Below are 19,358 nucleotides of genomic sequence, written 5' to 3'. Positions count from 1 at the left end.
GTCACGTCATAGTCCCGTGATCCCCCACGGCGAAGGAGCCGGCGGCATGAGCGACACGGCCCGGCACGAACGGCCCGACACCGGACTCCCGCGACACGCGCACGGCACGGCGCTCCCGGCTCCGGACGAGATCGACGTGACCACGCTGCGCGGCCGGCGCGCGGTCCAGCGCTGGGAACGCACCTGCGCCGGCGACGTGCTGGAGCGGCTCACCTGGAGCCGGCCGGACCAGGTGGTGCTGCGCGGGATGCCCGGCGCACACGGCGAGGAGCAGTTCGCCGCCGTCACCGCCCGGCAGGGCGACGCCGTGGCGAACCGGTTCGCGCACGCGCTGCTCGCGGCCGGCCTCACCCCCGGCGACGTGGTGCTGCTGGTGTGCGAGAACTCGGTCGAGGCCTACCTGGCCAAGATCGGCATCGCGAAGGCCGGGATGGTCGCCGCGCCGGTCAATCCGGGCCTGGCCCCGGACGTCCTGACCGCACTAGTCGAACGGGTCGAGCCGCGGTTCACGCTGGTCGACGCCGAGCTGTGGCCCCGGGTCTCGACGGTCTTCGCCGACCGCGGCCTGGCCGTCGGCGCGACGGTCACGATCGGCGGTGGACCGGTCGCCGGGTCGCCGTCGTTCGGCGAGCTCGTGGCGTCGCATCCGGCGGACGAGCCCGAGGTCGAGGTCCACGGCGACGACGTGTACGAGCTGCTGTTCACCTCGGGCACGACCGCGCTGCCCAAGGCCGTGATGCTCTCGCACCAGTACGCCCAGACCGCCGGGCTGAACTTCGCCCTGTCGCTGTCGCGCGGCCTGCGGCACGACACCGACCTGGTCGTCGGCACGTTCCTGCCGGTGATCTACCACGTCGGTGACGTGATCTTCCCGAACGCCGCGCTGCTGGCGGGCGGTGCGGTGGTGCTGGGCCGTCGCCCGGTGCCGGCCGACGTCGCCGCGGCCGTGGACCGGCACCGGGTGAGCGCGCTCTGGGCCGGGTCGCCGCAGTTCGTCGGGATGCTCGCCGACGAGCTGGACCGGGACCCGGCGCTCGACTGGACGTCGGTGACCACCCTGTTCTACGGCTGGGGCGCGCTCGCCCCGGCGCTGCTCGAGCGGCTCGGGGCCCGCTGCGCACCCGGCATGGTCACGGTCGGGATCTTCGGGCAGACCGAGGCGATCGCCTGCCACCGGTTCTGGCCGAGCCGCTGGCCGGACACGCACACGGCGACGGCACCGTCGATGAACTACGTCGGCGTCCCGAGCGGGCTGCTCGCCTCCGACGTGGTCGACGAGGCGGGCGACCCGGTGCGGGGCGAGCCGGGCGAGGCCGTCTACCGGTCCCCGGTCATGGCCGCCGGGTACTACCGGGACCCGGACGCGACCCGGGAGGCGTTCCGCGGCGGCTGGTTCCACTCCGGTGACTCGGCCCTCGTCGACGACGACGGGTTGCGGGTCATGGTCGACCGCTACAAGGACATCGTGAAATCCGGTGGGGAGAACGTCGCCTCGATGCGGGTCGAAGCGGTGCTGCACGAGCACCCGGCGGTGGCGAAGGCCGCGGTCGTCGGACTGCCGCACGCACGGTGGGGCGAGGCGGTGACCGCGGTCGTGGTGCCGGCCGCCGGCGCCGTCCCGGACCCCGACGAGGTGATCGCCTTCTGCCGCGGGCGGCTGGCCGGTTTCGAGACACCGAAGGCCGTCCTGGTCGTCGAGACGCTGCCGGAGACCGTCGGCGGCAAGGTGCTCAAGTACCGGCTGCGGGCCGAGCACGCCGGGCACTTCTCCGCGTGACCTCGCCCGCGTCCGGTTGACAACCGTGCGGGCCCGGAGTTCGGTGGAGGCCGTGACCGGATTCCTGCTGACGCGCCGCCGTCACGTCGACCACCTGGTCGTCGTGAGCCAGGCCTGTCGCTGATCACTCGTTCCGCAGGTCCGTCTTCTCTTTTTCCTCTCCGCCCGACGTGGGGTGCGCGCCGTCCGCGCACCCCCGCAGCCGTGTGCAGCACCGACCACCAGGAGCTCCGCCCGTGTCCGACACCATCGGCAACCTCGACGCCACCGTGAACCCCCAGGTCGGCGAGCCGCTCAAGTTCGCCTACTGGGTGCCCAACGTGTCCGGTGGCCTGGTCACCAGCTCCATCGAGCAGCGCACCGACTGGGGCTACGACTACAACGTGAAGCTGGCGCGCACCGCCGAGGAGAACGGCTTCGAGTACGCGCTGTCCCAGATCCGCTACATGGCCAGCTACGGCGCCGACCACCAGCACGAGGCGACCAGCTTCTCGCTGGCCCTGGCGCTGGCCACCACGAAGCTCAAGCTGATCGCGGCCGTGCACCCGGGCCTGTGGCAGCCGGCCGTGCTCTCGAAGTGGATCGCCACCGCCGACCACCTCACCGGCGGGCGGGTCGCGCTCAACGTGGTCTCCGGCTGGCTGAAGGACGAGTTCACCGCGATGGGTGAGCCGTGGCTGGAGCACGACGAGCGCTACCGTCGCACGAACGAGTTCATCCGCGTGCTGCGGGAGATCTGGACCGCGGGCGAGGGCGGTGCCGAGTTCAGCGGCGACTTCTACCGGGTGCACGGGTTCGACCTGAAGCCGAGGCCGGTCGACGTGCCCGGCCGCCCGCACCCGGAGATCTTCCAGGGCGGCAACTCGACCGCGGCCCGCCGCAACGGCGGCACGGTGTCGGACTGGTACTTCTCGAACGGCAAGGACTACGACGGCTTCTCCGAGCAGGTCGAGGAGGTCCTGGGCCACGCCAAGACCGCCCAGCGCCTGACCCCGGTGCGGTTCGGCCTGAACGGCTTCATGATCGCCCGCGACTCCGAGAAGGAGGCCCGGGACACCCTGCGCGAGATCGTCGCGAAGGCCAACAAGCCGGCCGTCGAGGGCTTCCGCAACGCCGTCCAGCAGGCCGGGAACTCCACCGGTGACAAGCGCGGCATGTGGGCGGACTCGTCGTTCGAGGACCTGGTCCAGTACAACGACGGCTTCAAGACCCAGCTCATCGGCACGCCGGAGCAGATCGCCGACCGCGCCATCGAGTACAAGCGCCGCGGCGCCAACCTGCTGCTGCTGGGCTTCCTGCACTTCCAGGAGGAGGTCGAGTACTTCGGCAAGAACGTGCTGCCGATCATCCGGGAGAAGGAGGCCGAGCTGGCCGCGCGCGAGCCCCAGCTCAGCGGCGCCTGACGGCTCCTCCGCTCCGTCGCACACAACGGGCCCTCCGTGGGATCGCTCCCACGGAGGGCCCGTTCGCGTCCGGATGCGGGTGCGCCGGGGCCGGCGTGTCCGGACAGCTGCACACCCGTCCCACTCCGGCCACGCCGGTGTTGACTGCCCGGCGGGGGCCACGAAGACTGGACTCGTGCTGTTCACCTGGCTCACCCGTCGACGCCACGTCGACCTGGCCCGTGTGAACTCCTCCGGCTGTCGCTGACCGGCCCCCGCGCCACGTGCCCGTCCCGGGTCGTGGCGCGGCCGGTGGCGCCCGCGTCCACCGGTGATCGTCCGGCATCGTCGAACCGCCTGCCGGACCGCGTCCGCGCCGTTCCCGCGCTCCCGTGTCCGGTGGGCCCTCCTGCTCCGAGGAGTTCTGTCATGACCACGACCGAGAACCGTCCCGGCTCCACCACCGTCACCGAGGTGATCGACTGGTCGGCCGCGCCCACCCCGTCCGACGAGGCCGGCTGGCTGGAGCGGGCCCGTGCGGTCCGGCGCATCCTGGAGCGCGACGCGGCCGCCCGCGACCGCGCCGGCGCCACCCCCTACGACGAGGTCGCCCTGCTCAAGGAGGCCGGCCTGGTCACGCTGCTCGGTCCGGTCGAGCACGGCGGCGGGGGCCAGGAGTGGCCGACCGCCTACCGGGTGATCCGCGAGGTCGCCGCGGGCGACGGCTCCATCGGCCAGCTGCTTGGCTACCACCTGTTGTGGTTCTGGGCCGCCCGGCTGGTCGGCACCCCCGAACAGATCGAGGCCGTGGAGGCCGACGCCACCCGCAACCGCTGGTTCTTCGGCGGTGCGGTCAACCCGCGTGATCAGGACCTGCGCATCCGCGACGACGGCGACGAGATCGTCTACGACGGTCGCAAGTCGTTCTCCACCGGCAGCCGGGTCTCCGACGTGACCGTGCTGGAGGGGGTCCTGGAGGGCACCGACACGCACGTGTTCGCGATCGTCCCCAGCGCCCAGGACGGCATCGTCTTCCACGACGACTGGGACAACATCGGCCAGCGGCTCACCGAGAGCGGCAGCGTCACGATCACCGACGTGCGGGTGCCGTGGGCGTCGGCGGCGGGCTTCGTGGACAAGGTGTTCCAGCCGCGGGTCTACAACACGCTCAACGTCCCGACGATCCAGCTGGTGTTCGTCAGCTTCTACCTCGGCATCGCCCGGGGCGCGCTGGAGACCGGTGCCGAGTACACCCGCACGGTGACCCGGCCGTGGCTGCACGGCGGGCACGACCGGGCCGTCGACGAGCCGTACCAGCTCGACCTCTACGGCGACTACCAGTCGAAGCTCTGGGCGGCCGAGGCGCTCGCCGACGCCGTCGCCGCCGAGGGGCTCGCGCTGCACCGGGACGCCTGGAACGTCACCGCGCAGCAGCGGGGCGAGCACGAGGTGCGGGTCGCGGCGGTGAAGGCGCGGGCGACCGAGGTCGCGCTGGAGATCACCGGCGGGATCTTCGAGGGGCTGGGGGCGCGGGCGACGGCCGCGGGGCTCGCCTTCGACCGGTTCTGGCGCAACATCCGCACCCACACCCTGCACGACCCCGTCGCCTACAAGCGGCGCGAGGTCGGGGCACGGCTGTTGCGGGACGAGCTGCCCGAACCGACCTGGTATTCCTGACCCCCGTGAGTGGTTTTCGCGGTCCTGACCGCGAAAACCACTCACGGGCGCAGTAACTCGTCGGCGTGGGCGCGGGCCCAGGCCGCGACCGTCGTGCCGGGCCGGCCCGTGACCTCCTCGACCACGCCGTTCGGGACCGGCTCGGCGTCGTGCAGGAACCCGAGGATCGTGTTGATCACGACGTCGGCGTGCTCGGCGCCCAGCGACGGCTCCAGCGCCGCGACGGCCTCCTCGGGCTCGACCCGCTCGAACCCGATCGGGACGCCGGTGGCCGCGGCGATCGCGGCCACCATCTCGCAGCGGGTCACCGCCTCCGGCCCGGTCAGGGACAGGGCCCTGCCCGCGTAGCCGTCGGTGGTGAGCGCGACGGCCGCGACCTCGGCGATGTCGGTCATGGCCGTCGGCGTGCTCGCCAGCCAGGGCCACGGCTCGCGCACCACGCCGTGCGCGCGGATCTGCGGCAGCCACATCCGCACGTTCTCCACGAAGTCCCCGGGCCACAGGTGTGTCCAGGCCGGCCCGGCCGCCTCCACGGCCGCGGTCACCGAGCCCCACCAGCTCTCGGGCTCCCCGGAGAGGTCGACGACGTACTCCACGCCCGCGTCCGCGGCCCGGGCGAGCACCTCGGCCGCGGTCGCCTCCACCGGCGCGAGGTACAGGGCGCGCACGCCGTCGAACACCCCGTCCAGGCCGGACGGGCGCCGCACCGACCCGCGGACGGCCTCGACCCCCGCGGGCAACGCCGCCCGCTCCGGGTCCACGGTCAGCGCCCGGACCGGTTCCGCGGTGCGCTCCAGCAGGTGGTCGACGACCAGACGGCCGATGTTGCCCGTGGCGCCGGTGACCAGGATCGTCATGCGCTCCCCCTCCGTACGGCAGACGGTCCCCGTACACCGTACTGAGTAGCGCTGCCGCCCGGAAGAGCTCCCGGATCAGCCGACGCGGGTGCGGTCCTCCTCGCCGGCGCCCCGGCGGTGCCCGCGCACCCGGGGCAGGAACCGGCCGGTGCGGCTGCGGTAGGCGTCGTACTCGGGGCCGAGCGCGCTGCGCAGCCCCGGCTCGTACACCCCGCGGGCCTGGATCTGTACCGCGACCAGGATCAGCACACCGGCGAGCACCCCGAGCACCGTCGGCGCCATGCACAGCATCCCGCCGCATCCGACGATCAGGCCGGTCAGCCCGGGGTTGCGGACCCGGCGGTAGAGGCCGCCGGTCGCGAGCACCGGCCGGCGCGCGGGCTCGGGGTCGCCCCCGGCAGCCGCACCGGCCTCGGCCGCCGACCGCTTCCACACCGTCCCGAGCTGCAGCATCGCGATCGCGAGCACGGCGAAGCCGAGCAGCAGCAGTCCGGCGCCGACCACGGCGACACCGGGGCGGGCCAGCACCGAGATGGGCTCGAGCACGTCGAGGGCGACCAGCAGCGGTGCTCCGAAGCCCAGCACCGCCGCCACGGCGAAGGTGACCCGCGCCCACCACGCCGCACTGCCCGGGGCACGGGCGACGTCGAGGCGGCGCTCACCGCGGGCCCGGTGCGCCCGGTTGCGGGCCCACAGTCCGAGGCCGGTGGCGAGCACGCCGAGCACCAGGGCCGCCCAGCCGTACACCGTGTGGTCGATCGCGTCGAGCGCAGCGCCCCAGTCGCCGATGCCGGTCAGCTCGGAGACGGCCTCGACGAGCATCCAGACACCGAAGGCGAGGAAGAGCAGCGCGCCACCGATCCCGATGACCCGGTCGGGCAGCCGCTTGCCGAGCGTGCGGCCGACGACGATGGCCAGCCCACCGGCCGCGACCATGCCTGCGGTCGAGCCGAGCCAGACACCGACCCAGTTGTACTGCGCGCCCAGCGCGATGGTGGCGAGCATCGTCTTGTCGCCGAGCTCGGCGAGGAAGAACGTCACCGTCACCGTCACGACGGCCGAGCCGCCACCGCTGCGGGGCGGCTCGTCGTCGTCCTCCTGCTCCCCGCGCAGGCTCCAGAGCCCGAAGCCGATGAAGGCGACCGCGGCGACCAGCGTGATCCAGCCGGTCGGCAGGGACGCGCCCAGGCCGTAGCCGACGGCCACCGACACCAGGTGGGTCACCGCGGCGGCGACGGTGATGCCGGTGAGCACCGGGAGCACCCGGAACCGGGTCGCGAACGTCAGGGCCATGAGCTGGGACTTGTCACCGAGCTCGGCCACGAAGACAGCACCGAAGCTGACCGCGAGCGCGATCAGGAATCCGTCCATGTCCATCCCTCGATCTCACGCCGGATCGAGGGGAAAAGCGACCTCGATCCGGCACGGTGCGGATCGAAGGTCTCGCTCGCCTGGTGGTGGACAGGCCGCTGCACCCGGGCCCGGGCTCCGTGGCGCGGACCAGTATGTCGAGCACAGCGTTGGGAGCTACTCCCCTTCGCGTACGACAAGGACCGTACCTCACCGATCCAGAAGGCTCGACCGCGCAGCGCGGGCTGTGACCGCACTCTCACGAGGTCGCTGGTGCGGGGCACCGGCGACGGCTTAGCGTTGCGAACGAGCCGGAGTGTCACCGCCGACCGAGGAGAACGTCCCATGCCCGAAGCCGTCATCTGTGAGGCCGTCCGCACCCCCATCGGCAAGCGGAAGGGGTCGCTGTCCGAGATCCACCCGGTCGACCTGTCCGCGGCCGTGCTCACCGCGCTGGCCGAGCGCACCGGGCTCGACCCCGAGGTCGTCGACGACGTCGTGTGGGGCTGTGTCAACCAGGTCGGCGACCAGGCCGCGCAGATCGGCCGGTACGCACTGCTCGCCGCGGGCTGGCCGGAGACGGTCCCGGGCGTCACGATCAACCGGGCCTGCGGGTCGAGCCAGTCGGCGTTCGACTTCGCGGCCGGGATGGTGATGTCCGGGCAGTACGACGTCGTCGTCGCGGGCGGGATCGAGTCGATGACCCGGGTCCCGCTGGGCGCCGGCCGCGACCTCGGACGCCCGTACGGTCCGCTGGTGCGCGAGCGCTACCGGGCGGACCTGGAGTCCGGCGAGTTCCCGAACAACGACTTCAACCAGGGCGTCGGCGCGGAGCGGATCGCCCGTGACTGGGGCTTCTCGCGCACCCGGCTCGACGAGTACGCCTCCCGCAGCCACGAGCTCGCGGCCGCCGCGATCGACTCCGGCGCGTTCGACGGCCAGCTCGTCGACATCCCCGGGGCGCCCGGCTTCACCGCCGACGAGGGCCTGCGCCGCGGCACCAGCGTGGACACCCTGGGCGCGCTCAAGCCGTCGTTCTCCGAGACCGGGGTGATCCACGCCGGGAACAGCTCACAGATCTCCGACGGCGCGTCGGCGGTGCTGGTGACCACGCCGGAGCGGGCGGCCGAGCTGGGGCTGACCCCGATCGCCCGCTACCACTCCGGGGCGGTGTCCGGTGCCGACCCGCTGCGGATGCTGACCGGACCGATCCCGGCCACCCAGAAGGTGCTCAAGCGCTCCGGGCTCTCGATCGGCGACATCGGCGCGTTCGAGGTCAACGAGGCGTTCGCGCCGGTGCCGCTGGCCTGGCAGGTCGAGCTCGGCGCCGAGACCGACCGGCTCAACCCGCTCGGCGGGGCGATCGCGGTCGGCCACCCGCTGGGGGCGTCCGGGACGATCCTGCTGACCCGGCTGGTGCACCACATGCGCGACCGCGGCATCCGCTACGGCCTGCAGACCATGTGCGAGGGCGGCGGCACGGCGAACGCGACGATCATCGAGCTGCTCGGCTGAGAGCGCGGCGCCCGGTCACAGCCGGGCCACTGATTCGCACGATCCGCCCGATCCACGGCACCGGCGGGATAGATTCCCGCCCGTGCTGTGGATCGGGATCGTCCTGCTGCTCGCCGGCGGGGGCTGCTTCTGGATGGCCGTGCGCACCCAGCGACGGGTGCACGCCATGATGGCGGCGGAGACGCTGGCGGTGCCCGAGCTGCTCGAGCGGGCCCGGATCACCGCCGACCTGGGCGGTGGGCCCGGCGGGTTCCGCCTGGTCTGCGAGGTCGTCGGGGAGACCGCGCCCGCACCGGTCGGGATCCTGCGCTCCGAGCTGGCCGGCGTGGAGTGCGTCTGGCACGCGCACCGCGTCGAGCGCCGCTTCGAGCGGCGGGAACGCGACGACGAGGGCCGGATGCGGACCAGCACGCACACCGAGACCGTCTCCGAGCGGACCTCGCCGCACGGGTGGCCGCTGGTCCGCGACGGGCACAGCATCGGTGTCGACCCGGGCGGGGTGCGGCCGGACCCGGTGGAGCAGGTGCTCGACCGGTTCGAGCCGGGCGCCGGGCCCTCCGGCGGGGTCGGCGACTCGGGCTTCCTCGGTGGTCACCGGGACCGGACCGTCGGCTACCGCCACCAGGAGTGGGTGCTGCGCCCCGGGGTGCGGATGTACGTCCTCGGTGAGGTCGACGACCGGGACGGCCCGCTGGTGATCCGGCGCCCGCAGGACCGTGCGCACCCGTTCGTGCTCTCCACCCGCACCGAGGAGGAGCTGACCACCGCCGCCCGGGCCGGCCAGCGGTGGTGGGCGCGCGGCGGTGCGGCGGCGGTGCTGCTCGGGCTCGTGCTCGCCGTGGCCGGCGCCGTCACCTGACCCCGCCGGCGCCGTGCCGCCCGGTGCTCCCCGGCCCACCGGCCGGCCTCGGCCCGCGACACCCGCGGGATTCCCAGCACGGTCACAGGATCGTCTCAGGGTCGCATCCCACAGTGGTGCCATGACCGAGTACGGACCGGGTCCCGGCGAGCGCGCCGACGGACGGACCTCCCCCGGCGGCGACGCCCCGGAACCCACCCGGTCCGAGCAGCGTGCGCCCGGCGACGGTTCCGCGCACGCCGGTGACACCCGCGCACAGGAGACGTCCCGCATGACCGACACCGACCACCGGCCGGGCGGGAACCCGTCCGCACAGCCACGCCCGCCGTGGGCGTCGGACGGGGACCCCGCCGGCCACCCGACCGTCCCGGCACACGGCGCCGGCAGCCCGCCCACCGCGGTCTACCCGCCGTTCCCGCAGCAGGCTCCCCCGCCGAAGCCGCCGCGCCGGTTCGGGGCCGGGCTGGTGGCGGTGGCCCTCGCCGCGGGGCTGATCGGCGGTGGTGTCGGTTTCGGTGGCGCCTACGCCGTCCTCGGCGACTCCGGCTCCGCGAACCCGCCCGCCCTGGCGAGCGCCGCCGAGCCGCCCGCCCCCGCCGAGCCGGCCGACGGGTCGATCGCCGGTGCGGCGGCCGCGATCACCCCGAGCACGGTCGACATCCAGGTCCGCACCGCGCAGGGCGCGTCCGAGGGCTCCGGGGTCGTCCTCACCGCCGACGGCGAGGTCCTCACCAACAACCACGTCGTGGCCGGCGCCGGGAACGGCGCCCAGATCACGGTGTCCACGTCCGACGGCAACCAGTACCGCGCGACCGTCGTCGGCACCTCCCCCAGCTACGACCTCGCGGTCCTGCGGCTGGAGGGGGCATCGGGGCTGAAGGCCGCCACGCTCGGGGAGTCCTCGAGCGTGCAGGTCGGTGAGCAGGTCGTCGCCACGGGCTCGCCGCAGGGGCTGTCCGGCACGGTCACCGCCGGCATCGTCAGCGCCCTGAACCGAACCGTGGCCGCGGGCGGCGAGGACGGCGGGTCACCGGTCGTCTACAACGGCCTGCAGACCGACGCCCCGATCAACCAGGGCAACTCCGGCGGGCCGCTGGTGAACCTGTCCGGCCAGGTCGTCGGCATCAACTCGGCGATCGCGACCAGCGGGCAGAACGCGGGGTCGATCGGCCTCGGCTTCGCCATCCCGGTCGACACCGCGAAGCGGGTCGCCCAGGAACTGATGTCCGACGGCGTCGCGACCAAGCCCCAGCTCGGCGTCCAGGGGTCGGTGTCGGCGTCCGGCTCGGCCTCCGGAGCAGGTGGCGCGCAGATCGCCGCGGTGCAGCCGGGGTCGCCCGCCGAGACCGCGGGCCTGCGGGCGGGCGACGTCGTCACCAAGGTCAACGAGTACCCGGTCTCCAGCTTCGCCGACCTCATCGCCCGGGTGGGCAACTTCGTCCCGGGCCAGCAGGTCACGCTGACCGTCGGCAGTGGTGGGGACGCCCGGGAGGTGCCGGTGACGCTGGGCAGCGTGCCGGACACCGCCGCGGCCAACGCGCAGAACGGCTCGACGTCCCCGGACGGCGGGGGCCCGGGCGGCGGGGGCAGCCCGCTCCCGTTCGGCTTCAGCCCGTTCGGCGACTGACCTCCACCGGACCAGCACTCCCGAGCAGCACCCCAGCGGTTCCGGCCTCCGGCCGGGCGCAGCCCTCCCTCCTGCCGCGCCCGGCCGGTTCCGTGTCCGCGCCCGGAGTGGACATCCGCGGACCGCTCCGGCGACCCTGGCGCTGACCGTTGCGCGACGCAGCCGTCGCGTGAGCCGATCGGGAGGGGCGACCGGATGGCGGCACAAGACGGGTCCGGGCGGGCTCAGCAGCACGGGTCCGGGCGGGCGCGGCACCGCGAGCACGGGTCCGGGCGGGCTCCCCGGCCGGGCCGCGGGGTCGGGGTGGCGACCGCGGTCGCCGCGGGTGGCGGGCTGCTGTTCGGCTACGACACCGGCGTGATCAGCGGCGCGCTGCTGTTCGTCGCGCCGGAGTTCGGGCTCGGTGACGGCGGCCGGCAGCTGATCGTCTCCGGGTTGCTGGCGGGGGCCCTGGTCGGGGCGCTCGCCGGTGGCGCGATCACCGACGCACTGGGACGGCGCCGGACGCTGCTGAGGGTCGCGGCGGTGTTCCTGGTCGGCGCCGTGCTGTCGGGACTCGCCCCGGGCCCGGGGACGCTGCTCGCCGCGCGGGTCCTGCTCGGCCTGGCGATCGGCGTCTCGTCGGTGTGCGTGCCGCTCTACATCGCCGAGATCGCCCCCAAGGAGTCCCGCGGCCGGCTGGTCTCGATGAACCAGTTCCTGATCACCGTCGGGATCCTGCTGTCCTACCTGGTCAACTCGCTGTTCGCCGAGGCGCAGAGCTGGCGCTGGCCGCTGGCGCTGGCCGCCGTCCCGGCGCTGGCGATGCTCGTCGGGCTCGCCGGGGCGAGCGAGTCGCCGCGCTGGCTGGTGCTGCGCGGGCGCGACGACGAGGCCCGGGCCGCGCTCGCCGGACGCTCTCCGGCCGAGGCCGAGGCGGAGATCGCCGAGATCCGCGAGGCCGCCCGCGAGGAGGCCCGCTGGAGCTGGGCGGACCTGCGCCGGCCGCAGCTGCGCCCGGCACTCACGCTGGGCATCGGGGTGGCCGCGGTGAACCAGCTCGTCGGGGTCAACGCGATCATCTACTACGCACCGACCATCCTCGAGGGCGTCTTCGGCTCGGACACCGGCGCGATCCTCGCGACCGTCGGGATCGGGCTGGTCAACACCGTCGTCACCGGGATCGCGCTGGCCCGGATCGACTCCTGGGGCCGGCGCCCGCTGCTGCTCGGCGGGGTCGCGGTCGTCGTCGCCGCGCTGGTGGCGCTGGTGGTGCTGTTCCTGCTGCCCACCCGGGACGGCGTGGTCGGCGTCCTGATCGTGGTGGCACTGTGCGTGTACATCGCCGCCTTCGCCGCCAGCCTGGGCATCGCGATCTGGCTGGTGAACTCCGAGGTCTTCCCGACGGCGGTGCGCGGCAAGGCCGCCGGGCTCGGCGCGACCACGCACTGGGGGCTGGACCTGGTGATCGCCGCGACGACGCTGACGCTGATCACCTCGCTCGGCGAGTCCGGGCTGTTCGCGATCTTCGCGGTGATCGGTGCGGCGGGCTTCGTCCTGCTGTACTGGCTGATGCCGGAGACGAAGGGACGCAGCCTGGAGGAGATCGACGCGTCGCTGCGGGCCCGCGCGGGCCGCCGGGGGTGAACCGCCGCCCGGCTACCCGTCGGCGGTGGTGCGCGGCCGTCGGGCCCCCTCGGGCCCGGCCGGGTGGTCCCGGCGCGCGCGCAGCCGGGAGCGCCACCGGCCCACCAGCGCGGTGACCGCTCCGACGACGGCGACCAGCCCCACCGCCAGCGCCGCCGCCCCCAGCGGCGAGTCGGTGAGGTTGCCGGTGAGCACGCCGACGACGCCGTAGAGCAGCGTCCACAGCACCGCGCCGCCTGCGACCGCGGGCAGCAGCCTCGTCCAGGCCATCCCGGACGCGGCCGCCGCGAGCAGGGCCGGGACCCGCCCGGCCGGCGCCACCCGTCCGACCAGCACCAGCAGCCAGCCGCGTTCGGCGAACGCGCCGCGCACCCGGCTGATCCGCTCGCCGGTACGGGCCCCGCCGAACCGGCCGCCCGCGACCGCGTCGAGCACCGAGGCACTCCCCCGGCGGGCGACGGCGAAGGTCACCGCGTCCCCGATCAGCGCCCCGGCGAAGGCGAGCAGCAGCACCAGCGGCAGGGACAGCGCCTCGCTGGTCATCGCCGTCGCCGCGGCGGCACCGACGATGGCCCCGGTCGGCACCACCGGCAGGATCGAGCCGAACAGCACCCCGCCACCCACGGCGAGGTAGGCGACCCGGCCGGCCTCCGGCGAGAGCTCGGCCTCGAACCACTCCACGCCCGCCGGGGGCGGGGCGGCGAGCACCGCGGCGAGGGCGTTCACGACGCCACTGCCCCGGCGGCGGCACCGGGCGGCAGCACCAGGGTGCGGGTGCCGTGCCCGGCGGCGGTGACGGCGTCGGCGAAGTCGTGCGGCGGGCGCACCAGCAGCTCGCGCATGCGACCACCGACGCGCGGCACCGACCGGAGCCCGGCGACCGCCAGCGTGCCCCAGTGCACCGGCAGCGCGACGCGCGGTGCCAGCCGCCGGACCGCCTCGGCGGCCGCGGCCGGGTCGAGGTGACCGGGCCCGAGGTTCGGGCCCCACCCCCACACCGGCAGCGCGGCCAGGTCGATCGGCCCCTGGCCGGCGACGTCGTCGAGCCCGGGGAACAGGCCGGTGTCCCCGGCCAGGTAGACCCGCAGGCCGTCGGCCTCGAGCAGGTGACCCATCGCCTCGGCCTGCGGCCCGTGGGTGAGCCGGGGACCCCAGCGGTGCCCGGAGTGGTCGGCCGGGGTGCCGGTCACGCCCAGCCCGCCGAACGTGCGGCGCTGCCCGGCGCGCAGCTCGGACACCCGGGGCACGCCGTGGCGGCGCAGCCACTCCCCCGCCCCGGCGGGCACCACGACCTCCGCGTCACGCGGCAGCCGGCGCAACGAGGCGAGGTGCAGGTGGTCGGCGTGCAGATGCGAGATCAGTACGAGGTCGACGGCGGCGAGCTCGGCGGGGTCCACCGCCCCCACCACCCGTCGCAGCGGTCCGATCGCCGCGGTCAGCACCGGGTCGGTCAGGACCGTGCGCCCGCCCATCCGCAGCCGCAGCGTGCTGTGGCCGAGAAAGGTCGTCTCCGGCAGGTCCACACCGACGAGTATCCCCGCGTTCAGGCGTTCCCGAGCACGCGGTCGACGGCGATCCGCAGCACCACCCGCTGCGGGTTCACCCGCGGCTCCTTGTACTCGCGGGCGTAGCGGCGCTCGGCGTCGCGCACCGACTCCGGGTCGTCGTCGACGACGGCGACGCCCTCGAGCGTCGACCAGGTCCGGCCCTCGACCACCGTGACCGTGACCCGGGCACCCTCCGGCCCCGCGGCCGCGACGTTGCGGGCCTTCTGCGAGCCCGCGCTGCACATCACCCGGGCCGTCCGCGCCGCGACGTCCACGGTGACCCCGACCGGTACGGCGTGCGGGGTCCCGTTGCGGCGCAGGGTCACCAGGACGCACGGGCGGCGCTCCGACCAGAGCTCGCGGAACCGGTCGGAGAGATCGTCGGCGAGTGATCGGCGTCGGGTCATGGCCCCATCCTCCCCGCCGCCCCGCACCACCCGCCCGGCCCACCGCCGGTGCCCGGCACGACGCCGGCCTCCGCGCCGGCACCGCGCATCTCGTCCCCGGAGCCGGTGTCGCTCAGCACGCCGCCGTCCCGAACAGGGCGACACCGTGCAACTCGAGCGCGGAGCCGCTCTCGATCAGCACGGTTCTGCCTCCCGCGGGGCGCCGTCGTGCACCTCGTGCGCACGCCGGTCTCGATCAGCGCGCTGGTGTCCCGAGCAGGGCGACGCCGTGCAACTCGAGCCCGCGGCCGGCATCGATCAGCACGGTTCCGCCCCGAACAGGGCGACACCGTGCAGGTCGAGCGTGGAGCCGCTCTCGATCAGCACCCTCGTGCCCCGTGCGAGGCAATACCGTGCACCCCGGCGCGCGTCCGGAAATCGATCAGCGCGTTCTCGCCCGGTCGCGGGCGAGACCGTGCACCTCGAGGACCGATGCGGCGTCGATCAGCGCGTTCTCGCCCTGCACCGGGCGGAAATGCGCATCTCGGGCCGGTGCCGACGCCGGGCTGTGCGCTGCCGCCCTGCCGGGGGCGGACGTGTGCACCTCGAGGGGACCGGAGGCGGTCAGCGCGCCGGTGCGGTCCGGAGTGCGGGCAGGGAGCGTCCGGGCCGGCGGTCCGGTGGGGGCCGGATGCCGGTACCCCGTCGACCGGACGGTCGTGAGAATGCTGCCAATGCGAACTTCCGTGTTGCCCCGGGCGTGACGGTCGTGCTCATCTGATCGGGCACTCTTGCTTGCCGTCACGACCATCGGAGGTCGAGTGTTCCGGGTCCGTCGATCAGCGCAGACCGGGCCCGGTGCAGCGGCCCGGCCCCTCGTGGCGATCATCGTGCTCGCCGCGTGCGGCCTGCTCGTGTCGCTGGTGCAGACGATGGTCGTGCCGTTGCTGCCGCTGTTCCCGCAGCTGCTGTCGGTGAGCCCGTCGACGGCGTCCTGGCTGATCACGGCGACCCTGGTGGCGGGTGCGGTGTCGGCGCCGGTACTCGGCCGGCTCGGCGACATGTACGGCAAGCGCCGGATGCTGCTGGTCGCGCTCGGCCTGGTCGGCACGGGGTCGCTGCTCGGCGCGGTGGCGCCGGGGATCGAGCTGCTGCTCGTCGGACGGGTACTGCAGGGCGCGTCGTTCGGGGTGATCGCGCTCGGGATGAGCCTGATCCGGGACGTCCTGCCGGAGGAGCGGGTCGGGTCCGGGGTCGCGCTGATGTCGTCGTCGCTCGGCTTCGGCGGCGCGATCGGGCTGCCGATCACCGGCGTCGTCGCGCAGTTCGCGGACTGGCGCTGGCTGTTCGCCGGCGCCGCGGTGGTCGCGGTCGGGCAGATCCTGCTCGTCCTGCGCCTGGTGCCGGAGTCGCGGCTGCGGACCGGCGGCCGGTTCGACGCGGTCGGCGCGGTCGGGATCGGTGGCGCGCTGCTCTGCCTGCTGCTCGCGGTCTCCAAGGGCAACGACTGGGGCTGGGCCTCGGCACCGGTGCTCGGCCTGCTCGGTGCGGCCGTCCTGTTCGCGCTGGCGGTCGGCCGCTACGAGCTGCGCGTCGGGAGCCCGCTGGTGGACCTGCGCGTGTCCGCGCGCCCGGCCGTGCTGCTGACCAACCTGGCCTCGGTCCTGGTCGGCTTCGCGATGTTCGCCGGCTTCGTGCTCGCGACCCAGATCCTGCAGGCGCCGACGTCGACCGGGTACGGCTTCGGGCTCTCGCTGGTCACCGCCGGGCTGATGCTGCTGCCGATGGGCGGGGCGATGGTCGTGTTCTCGACCGTGTCCGCGCAGATCTCGCGGCTGCGCGGGCCGCGCACGACGCTGGTGCTGGGCACGCTGCTGCTCGGCGCCGGGAACCTGGCCTTCGCGCTGATGCCCGGGACCGTCTGGCTGCTCGTGCTGGTCACCACCGGCACCGCGATCGGTGCGGCGCTGGCCTACTCCGCGATCCCGCTGCTGATCATGCGGGCGGTACCGGAGGCCGAGACGGCCGCGGCGAACAGCCTCAACACCCTGGCCCGCCAGCTCGGGACCAGTTCGTGCACCGCCGTGGTCGCCGCGGTGACGACGGCGTTCGTCGTCGACGGCGGCGCGTTCCCGGCGAGCACCGCCTACTCCGTCTCGTTCGCCGCGGCCGGGGCGGCCGCGCTGGTGGCCACGCTGCTCGTCGCCGTCACCCCCGCGCCCGACAACGCCCCCGACAACGCGGAACCGGGCTCCCCCGAGGAGCACGGCACCACACAGGACGGCCCGGCGGGGGACGGTGCCCGGCCGCACGACGCGCCCCGCGGGACCGTCGCGCGCCGCGCCGGGACCGACGGCGAGGCCCGGCCGGCGGCCTGATCCCGCGCCGCCCGGCCCACCGCACCGGCGTGCATGTGCACGCGGGGAGACCGTCCGGACACCGGCCGTGACACGTCCATTGTGGACCGCGTCCCGCCGGTCACCTGCACGGACAACGGGAAATGAATGCAAACCCGCCAGTAGAACCGGTGGGTAACATTCTCGCCGGTAACAGTCGGAGTTGACCGACAATCCGTGAGGGCGCACACTCCCGGCCCGGATCACATTCCGATCGTGACAGTTCACCGATACCGTCTGGGGTACCGCACACACATCGATCACCACGGCCGCACATGCATTCGGCCAGGTGATTCGGCCTGGCCGGCGCCACCCCTGGAGGTCGTCACATGAAGCCGTTCGTGGTAAACAGCCACGACCGTCTGGTCTTTCCCGCCAATTTTCTGGGCGAACTCGATTTCTCGGTCATCGACGATCTCGAACAGTTCACCGCAATCGTCGGACGCGATTTCGAGGCGAAGGCCCCTACCGGGACCGACATCCTCGAGCGCATCACCGCCGGGAAGTACGAGAGCCGCTTCGGGCTGCTCCGCGACATGAGCCAGAACCTGTTCTGGGTCAACCGGTACTCGATGACCATGTTCGAGAAGCGCCCCACCCGCTGGCGCGACCTGCCCCGGCACCGCGGCGACGTCTTCCTGCCGACGCTGACCCCGTGGCGCGACGCCGACAAGAAGATCCGCGCGGTGCGGGACGCCTTCGCGTCGCTGCCTGCCACCTGGGACACCGCGGCCGAGCGCCGCATCTTCGACCTGCTCTTCGACGTGTTCGGCAATCGCCGCCACCACGCCACCGAGCTGCCGGCGCTCAAGCCGACCGTGCAGGAGTTCCTCACCACCCCGGGCGCGCAGACGTTCGTCGTGCCGCACCACGACCCGGACTCCCCGGTGTACTCGTGGAACGAGATCCTCGACGCGCACGCCGGCCGCCCGGAGCTCGAGGCGCTGACCCGGTGGGCGATGGTGCTGCACAACCAGTACCCCTGGGACCGGGCCGCGACCGAGCTGCGTACCGCCGAGCAGATCGGCGACGACGACTACGTCATCGCCTTCCACCCGCGCAACCGCGACGTCGAGGCGTTCCTCGACCGCGCCACCGGCACCCGCCCGGCCCGCCGCGGCCGCATCTCCACGCAGGCGGAGCCGGTGGAGCCGCAGAGCCCGCTGCCCCCGGTCCGGGTGCGGGAGGCCTTCCGGGTCCAGCCCCGGGTCGAGTCGCTGGCGGTCGTGCGCGGCGAGCACGTCTGCTCCAACGACGACGTCGTGCGCAACTCCGCGTTCTCCTGGTCGCCGATGAGCGCCGACGAGATCGCCACCAAGACCGGCATCGAGCAGCGCCGCTACACCGAGCTGGACATCGAGGACCTGGCCTGGTCCGCCGCGGTCCGCGCGCTCGAGCACTCCGGGCGCGACCGCTCCGAGATCGGCGCCGTGCTCGTCGCGACCTGCACCAGCGAGCGGCTGATCCCGTCGCTGTCCACGTGGCTGTCCGGGCAGCTCGGCCTGCTGCAGACGCACTGCTCGGCCGACATCATCGCGGCCTGCGCCGGCCTGCCCTACGGGCTGTCCGAGGCCGTCCGCCAGCTGCAGGAGGTCCAGCGGCCGGTCCTGCTGGTCTGCGTCGAGAAGTTCTCCGACAAGATCGGCAACGTCCGCACCTCCCGGATGATCTTCGGGGACGGCGCGGCGGCGATGGTGATCGCCCCGGCCGCCGAGGGCGAGCGCGGTGACGTCGACCTGTTGCAGACCTACGCCTCCGGCCCCGTCGAGCAGGTCAACTCGATCATCTGGCCGAACCCGGAGTTCGACAACGACATCACCGTCTACGGCCCCGAGGTCAAGGCGCTGGTCGCGCGCTACCTCGCCCAGATGATCTCCGAGCTCGGCGAGCAGCCCGGCCCGGAGGGCACCGGCACGATGCTCGAGGCGATCGACGTGATCGTCCCGCACCAGGCCAACAAGACGATGATCCTGCAGCTCGCGGCGAAGGCCGGGCTCTCGGCCGAGCAGCTGTACTTCAACATCGGGTCGATGGGCAACGTCTCCGCGGCGTCGATCCCGATCGCCATGTTCGACGCCGTCGCCGACGGTGTGGTGGCCGGCCGCACCCGGGTGTTCGCGCCCGGCTTCGGCGCCGGCGCGGTCGGCGGCTACGCCGTGCTCGAGGTCGATCCGGCCGTGATGGCCCCGGAGGTGGTCCTCGACCCGGCGGCCGCCGCGGAGGCACCCGCACCCGCCGCCGCGCCCACCTCCGACGACGTCCGCATCGCGTTCGGCGAGTGAGGGACGAGGCGGCAGAGTGACAGCGGCCGTCCTCACCGGTAGGACAGTCGAGTCACCCCGCCCAGCCCGAACAGATC

General features: G+C 73.9%; 14 protein-coding genes. 9 read left to right on the top strand and 5 right to left on the bottom strand.

Annotated elements, in window-relative coordinates:
* Window positions 1-46: 46 nt before the first annotated feature.
* The 3 genes from BM093_RS09560 (at window position 47) to BM093_RS09550 (ending at window position 4,836) form a co-directional block, all read left to right on the top strand.
* The gene (locus tag BM093_RS09560) at window positions 47-1,777 is read left to right on the top strand and encodes an AMP-binding protein (RefSeq protein ID WP_093340465.1); all 1,731 of its coding nucleotides are present in this window, start codon (window positions 47-49) and stop codon (window positions 1,775-1,777) included.
* A 236-nt stretch (window positions 1,778-2,013) separates the two neighbouring features.
* A complete protein-coding gene (sfnG, locus tag BM093_RS09555; protein WP_093340463.1) occupies window positions 2,014-3,180 on the top strand; it encodes a dimethylsulfone monooxygenase SfnG in 1,167 nt (388 codons plus the stop codon).
* Between the two features lie 408 nt (window positions 3,181-3,588).
* Window positions 3,589-4,836, top strand: coding sequence for an acyl-CoA dehydrogenase family protein (locus BM093_RS09550; protein ID WP_177238359.1), 1,248 nt, complete (start codon window positions 3,589-3,591; stop codon window positions 4,834-4,836).
* Between the two features lie 41 nt (window positions 4,837-4,877).
* On the opposite strand, the gene BM093_RS09545 is transcribed toward BM093_RS09550, so the two are convergent.
* Together BM093_RS09545 and BM093_RS09540 are read right to left on the bottom strand one after the other, a co-directional pair.
* Complete coding sequence (locus BM093_RS09545; RefSeq protein ID WP_093340461.1) at window positions 4,878-5,693, bottom strand: SDR family oxidoreductase; 816 nt, start codon at window positions 5,691-5,693, stop codon at window positions 4,878-4,880.
* A 75-nt stretch (window positions 5,694-5,768) separates the two neighbouring features.
* The gene (locus BM093_RS09540) at window positions 5,769-7,070 is read right to left on the bottom strand and encodes a TMEM165/GDT1 family protein (RefSeq protein ID WP_218162718.1); all 1,302 of its coding nucleotides are present in this window, start codon (window positions 7,068-7,070) and stop codon (window positions 5,769-5,771) included.
* Window positions 7,071-7,388: 318 nt separating this feature from the next.
* On the opposite strand from BM093_RS09540, the gene BM093_RS09535 reads away from it, so the two are divergent.
* The 4 genes from BM093_RS09535 (at window position 7,389) to BM093_RS09520 (ending at window position 12,670) form a co-directional block, all read left to right on the top strand.
* Window positions 7,389-8,558 (top strand): thiolase family protein, encoded by a 1,170-nt coding sequence (locus BM093_RS09535; RefSeq protein ID WP_093340458.1) that lies wholly within the window; start codon window positions 7,389-7,391, stop codon window positions 8,556-8,558.
* An 82-nt stretch (window positions 8,559-8,640) separates the two neighbouring features.
* Window positions 8,641-9,417: an E3 ubiquitin ligase family protein gene (locus BM093_RS09530; protein WP_093340456.1), complete on the top strand. Its 777-nt coding sequence runs from the start codon at window positions 8,641-8,643 to the stop codon at window positions 9,415-9,417.
* Window positions 9,418-9,538: 121 nt separating this feature from the next.
* Window positions 9,539-11,044, top strand: a complete 1,506-nt coding sequence (locus BM093_RS09525; RefSeq protein ID WP_093340454.1) for a S1C family serine protease — start codon at window positions 9,539-9,541, stop codon at window positions 11,042-11,044.
* A gap of 195 nt (window positions 11,045-11,239) precedes the next feature.
* Complete coding sequence (locus tag BM093_RS09520; RefSeq protein ID WP_093340451.1) at window positions 11,240-12,670, top strand: sugar porter family MFS transporter; 1,431 nt, start codon at window positions 11,240-11,242, stop codon at window positions 12,668-12,670.
* A gap of 12 nt (window positions 12,671-12,682) precedes the next feature.
* On the opposite strand, the gene BM093_RS09515 is transcribed toward BM093_RS09520, so the two are convergent.
* From BM093_RS09515 to BM093_RS09505, 3 genes are read right to left on the bottom strand one after another with little or no spacing between them, the layout of a single operon-like run.
* A complete protein-coding gene (locus tag BM093_RS09515) occupies window positions 12,683-13,396 on the bottom strand; it encodes a DedA family protein (RefSeq protein ID WP_245773412.1) in 714 nt (237 codons plus the stop codon).
* Complete coding sequence (locus BM093_RS09510) at window positions 13,393-14,193, bottom strand: MBL fold metallo-hydrolase (RefSeq protein WP_281248699.1); 801 nt, start codon at window positions 14,191-14,193, stop codon at window positions 13,393-13,395. The genes BM093_RS09515 and BM093_RS09510 overlap by 4 nt, the downstream gene beginning before the upstream one ends.
* Window positions 14,194-14,213: 20 nt before the next feature.
* Window positions 14,214-14,624 carry a TIGR03618 family F420-dependent PPOX class oxidoreductase gene (locus tag BM093_RS09505; RefSeq protein WP_093340448.1) on the bottom strand — a complete coding sequence of 137 codons (411 nt, stop codon included), beginning with the start codon at window positions 14,622-14,624 and terminating at the stop codon, window positions 14,214-14,216.
* Between the two features lie 857 nt (window positions 14,625-15,481).
* Here BM093_RS09505 and BM093_RS09500 point away from each other — a divergent pair.
* Window positions 15,482-16,981 (top strand): MFS transporter, encoded by a 1,500-nt coding sequence (locus BM093_RS09500; RefSeq protein WP_093340445.1) that lies wholly within the window; start codon window positions 15,482-15,484, stop codon window positions 16,979-16,981.
* A gap of 347 nt (window positions 16,982-17,328) precedes the next feature.
* Entirely contained in the window at window positions 17,329-19,281 is a 1,953-nt protein-coding gene (locus BM093_RS09495; RefSeq protein WP_093340443.1) for a 3-oxoacyl-[acyl-carrier-protein] synthase III C-terminal domain-containing protein, read from the top strand.
* The last annotated feature ends 77 nt before the right edge of the window (window positions 19,282-19,358 follow it).

The organism is Pseudonocardia ammonioxydans, from assembly GCF_900115005.1.
GTDB lineage: Bacteria > Actinomycetota > Actinomycetes > Mycobacteriales > Pseudonocardiaceae > Pseudonocardia > Pseudonocardia ammonioxydans.
The sequence above is the reverse complement of the archived record's forward strand: the minus strand, read 5'-3'. Positions and strand labels throughout refer to the sequence as shown.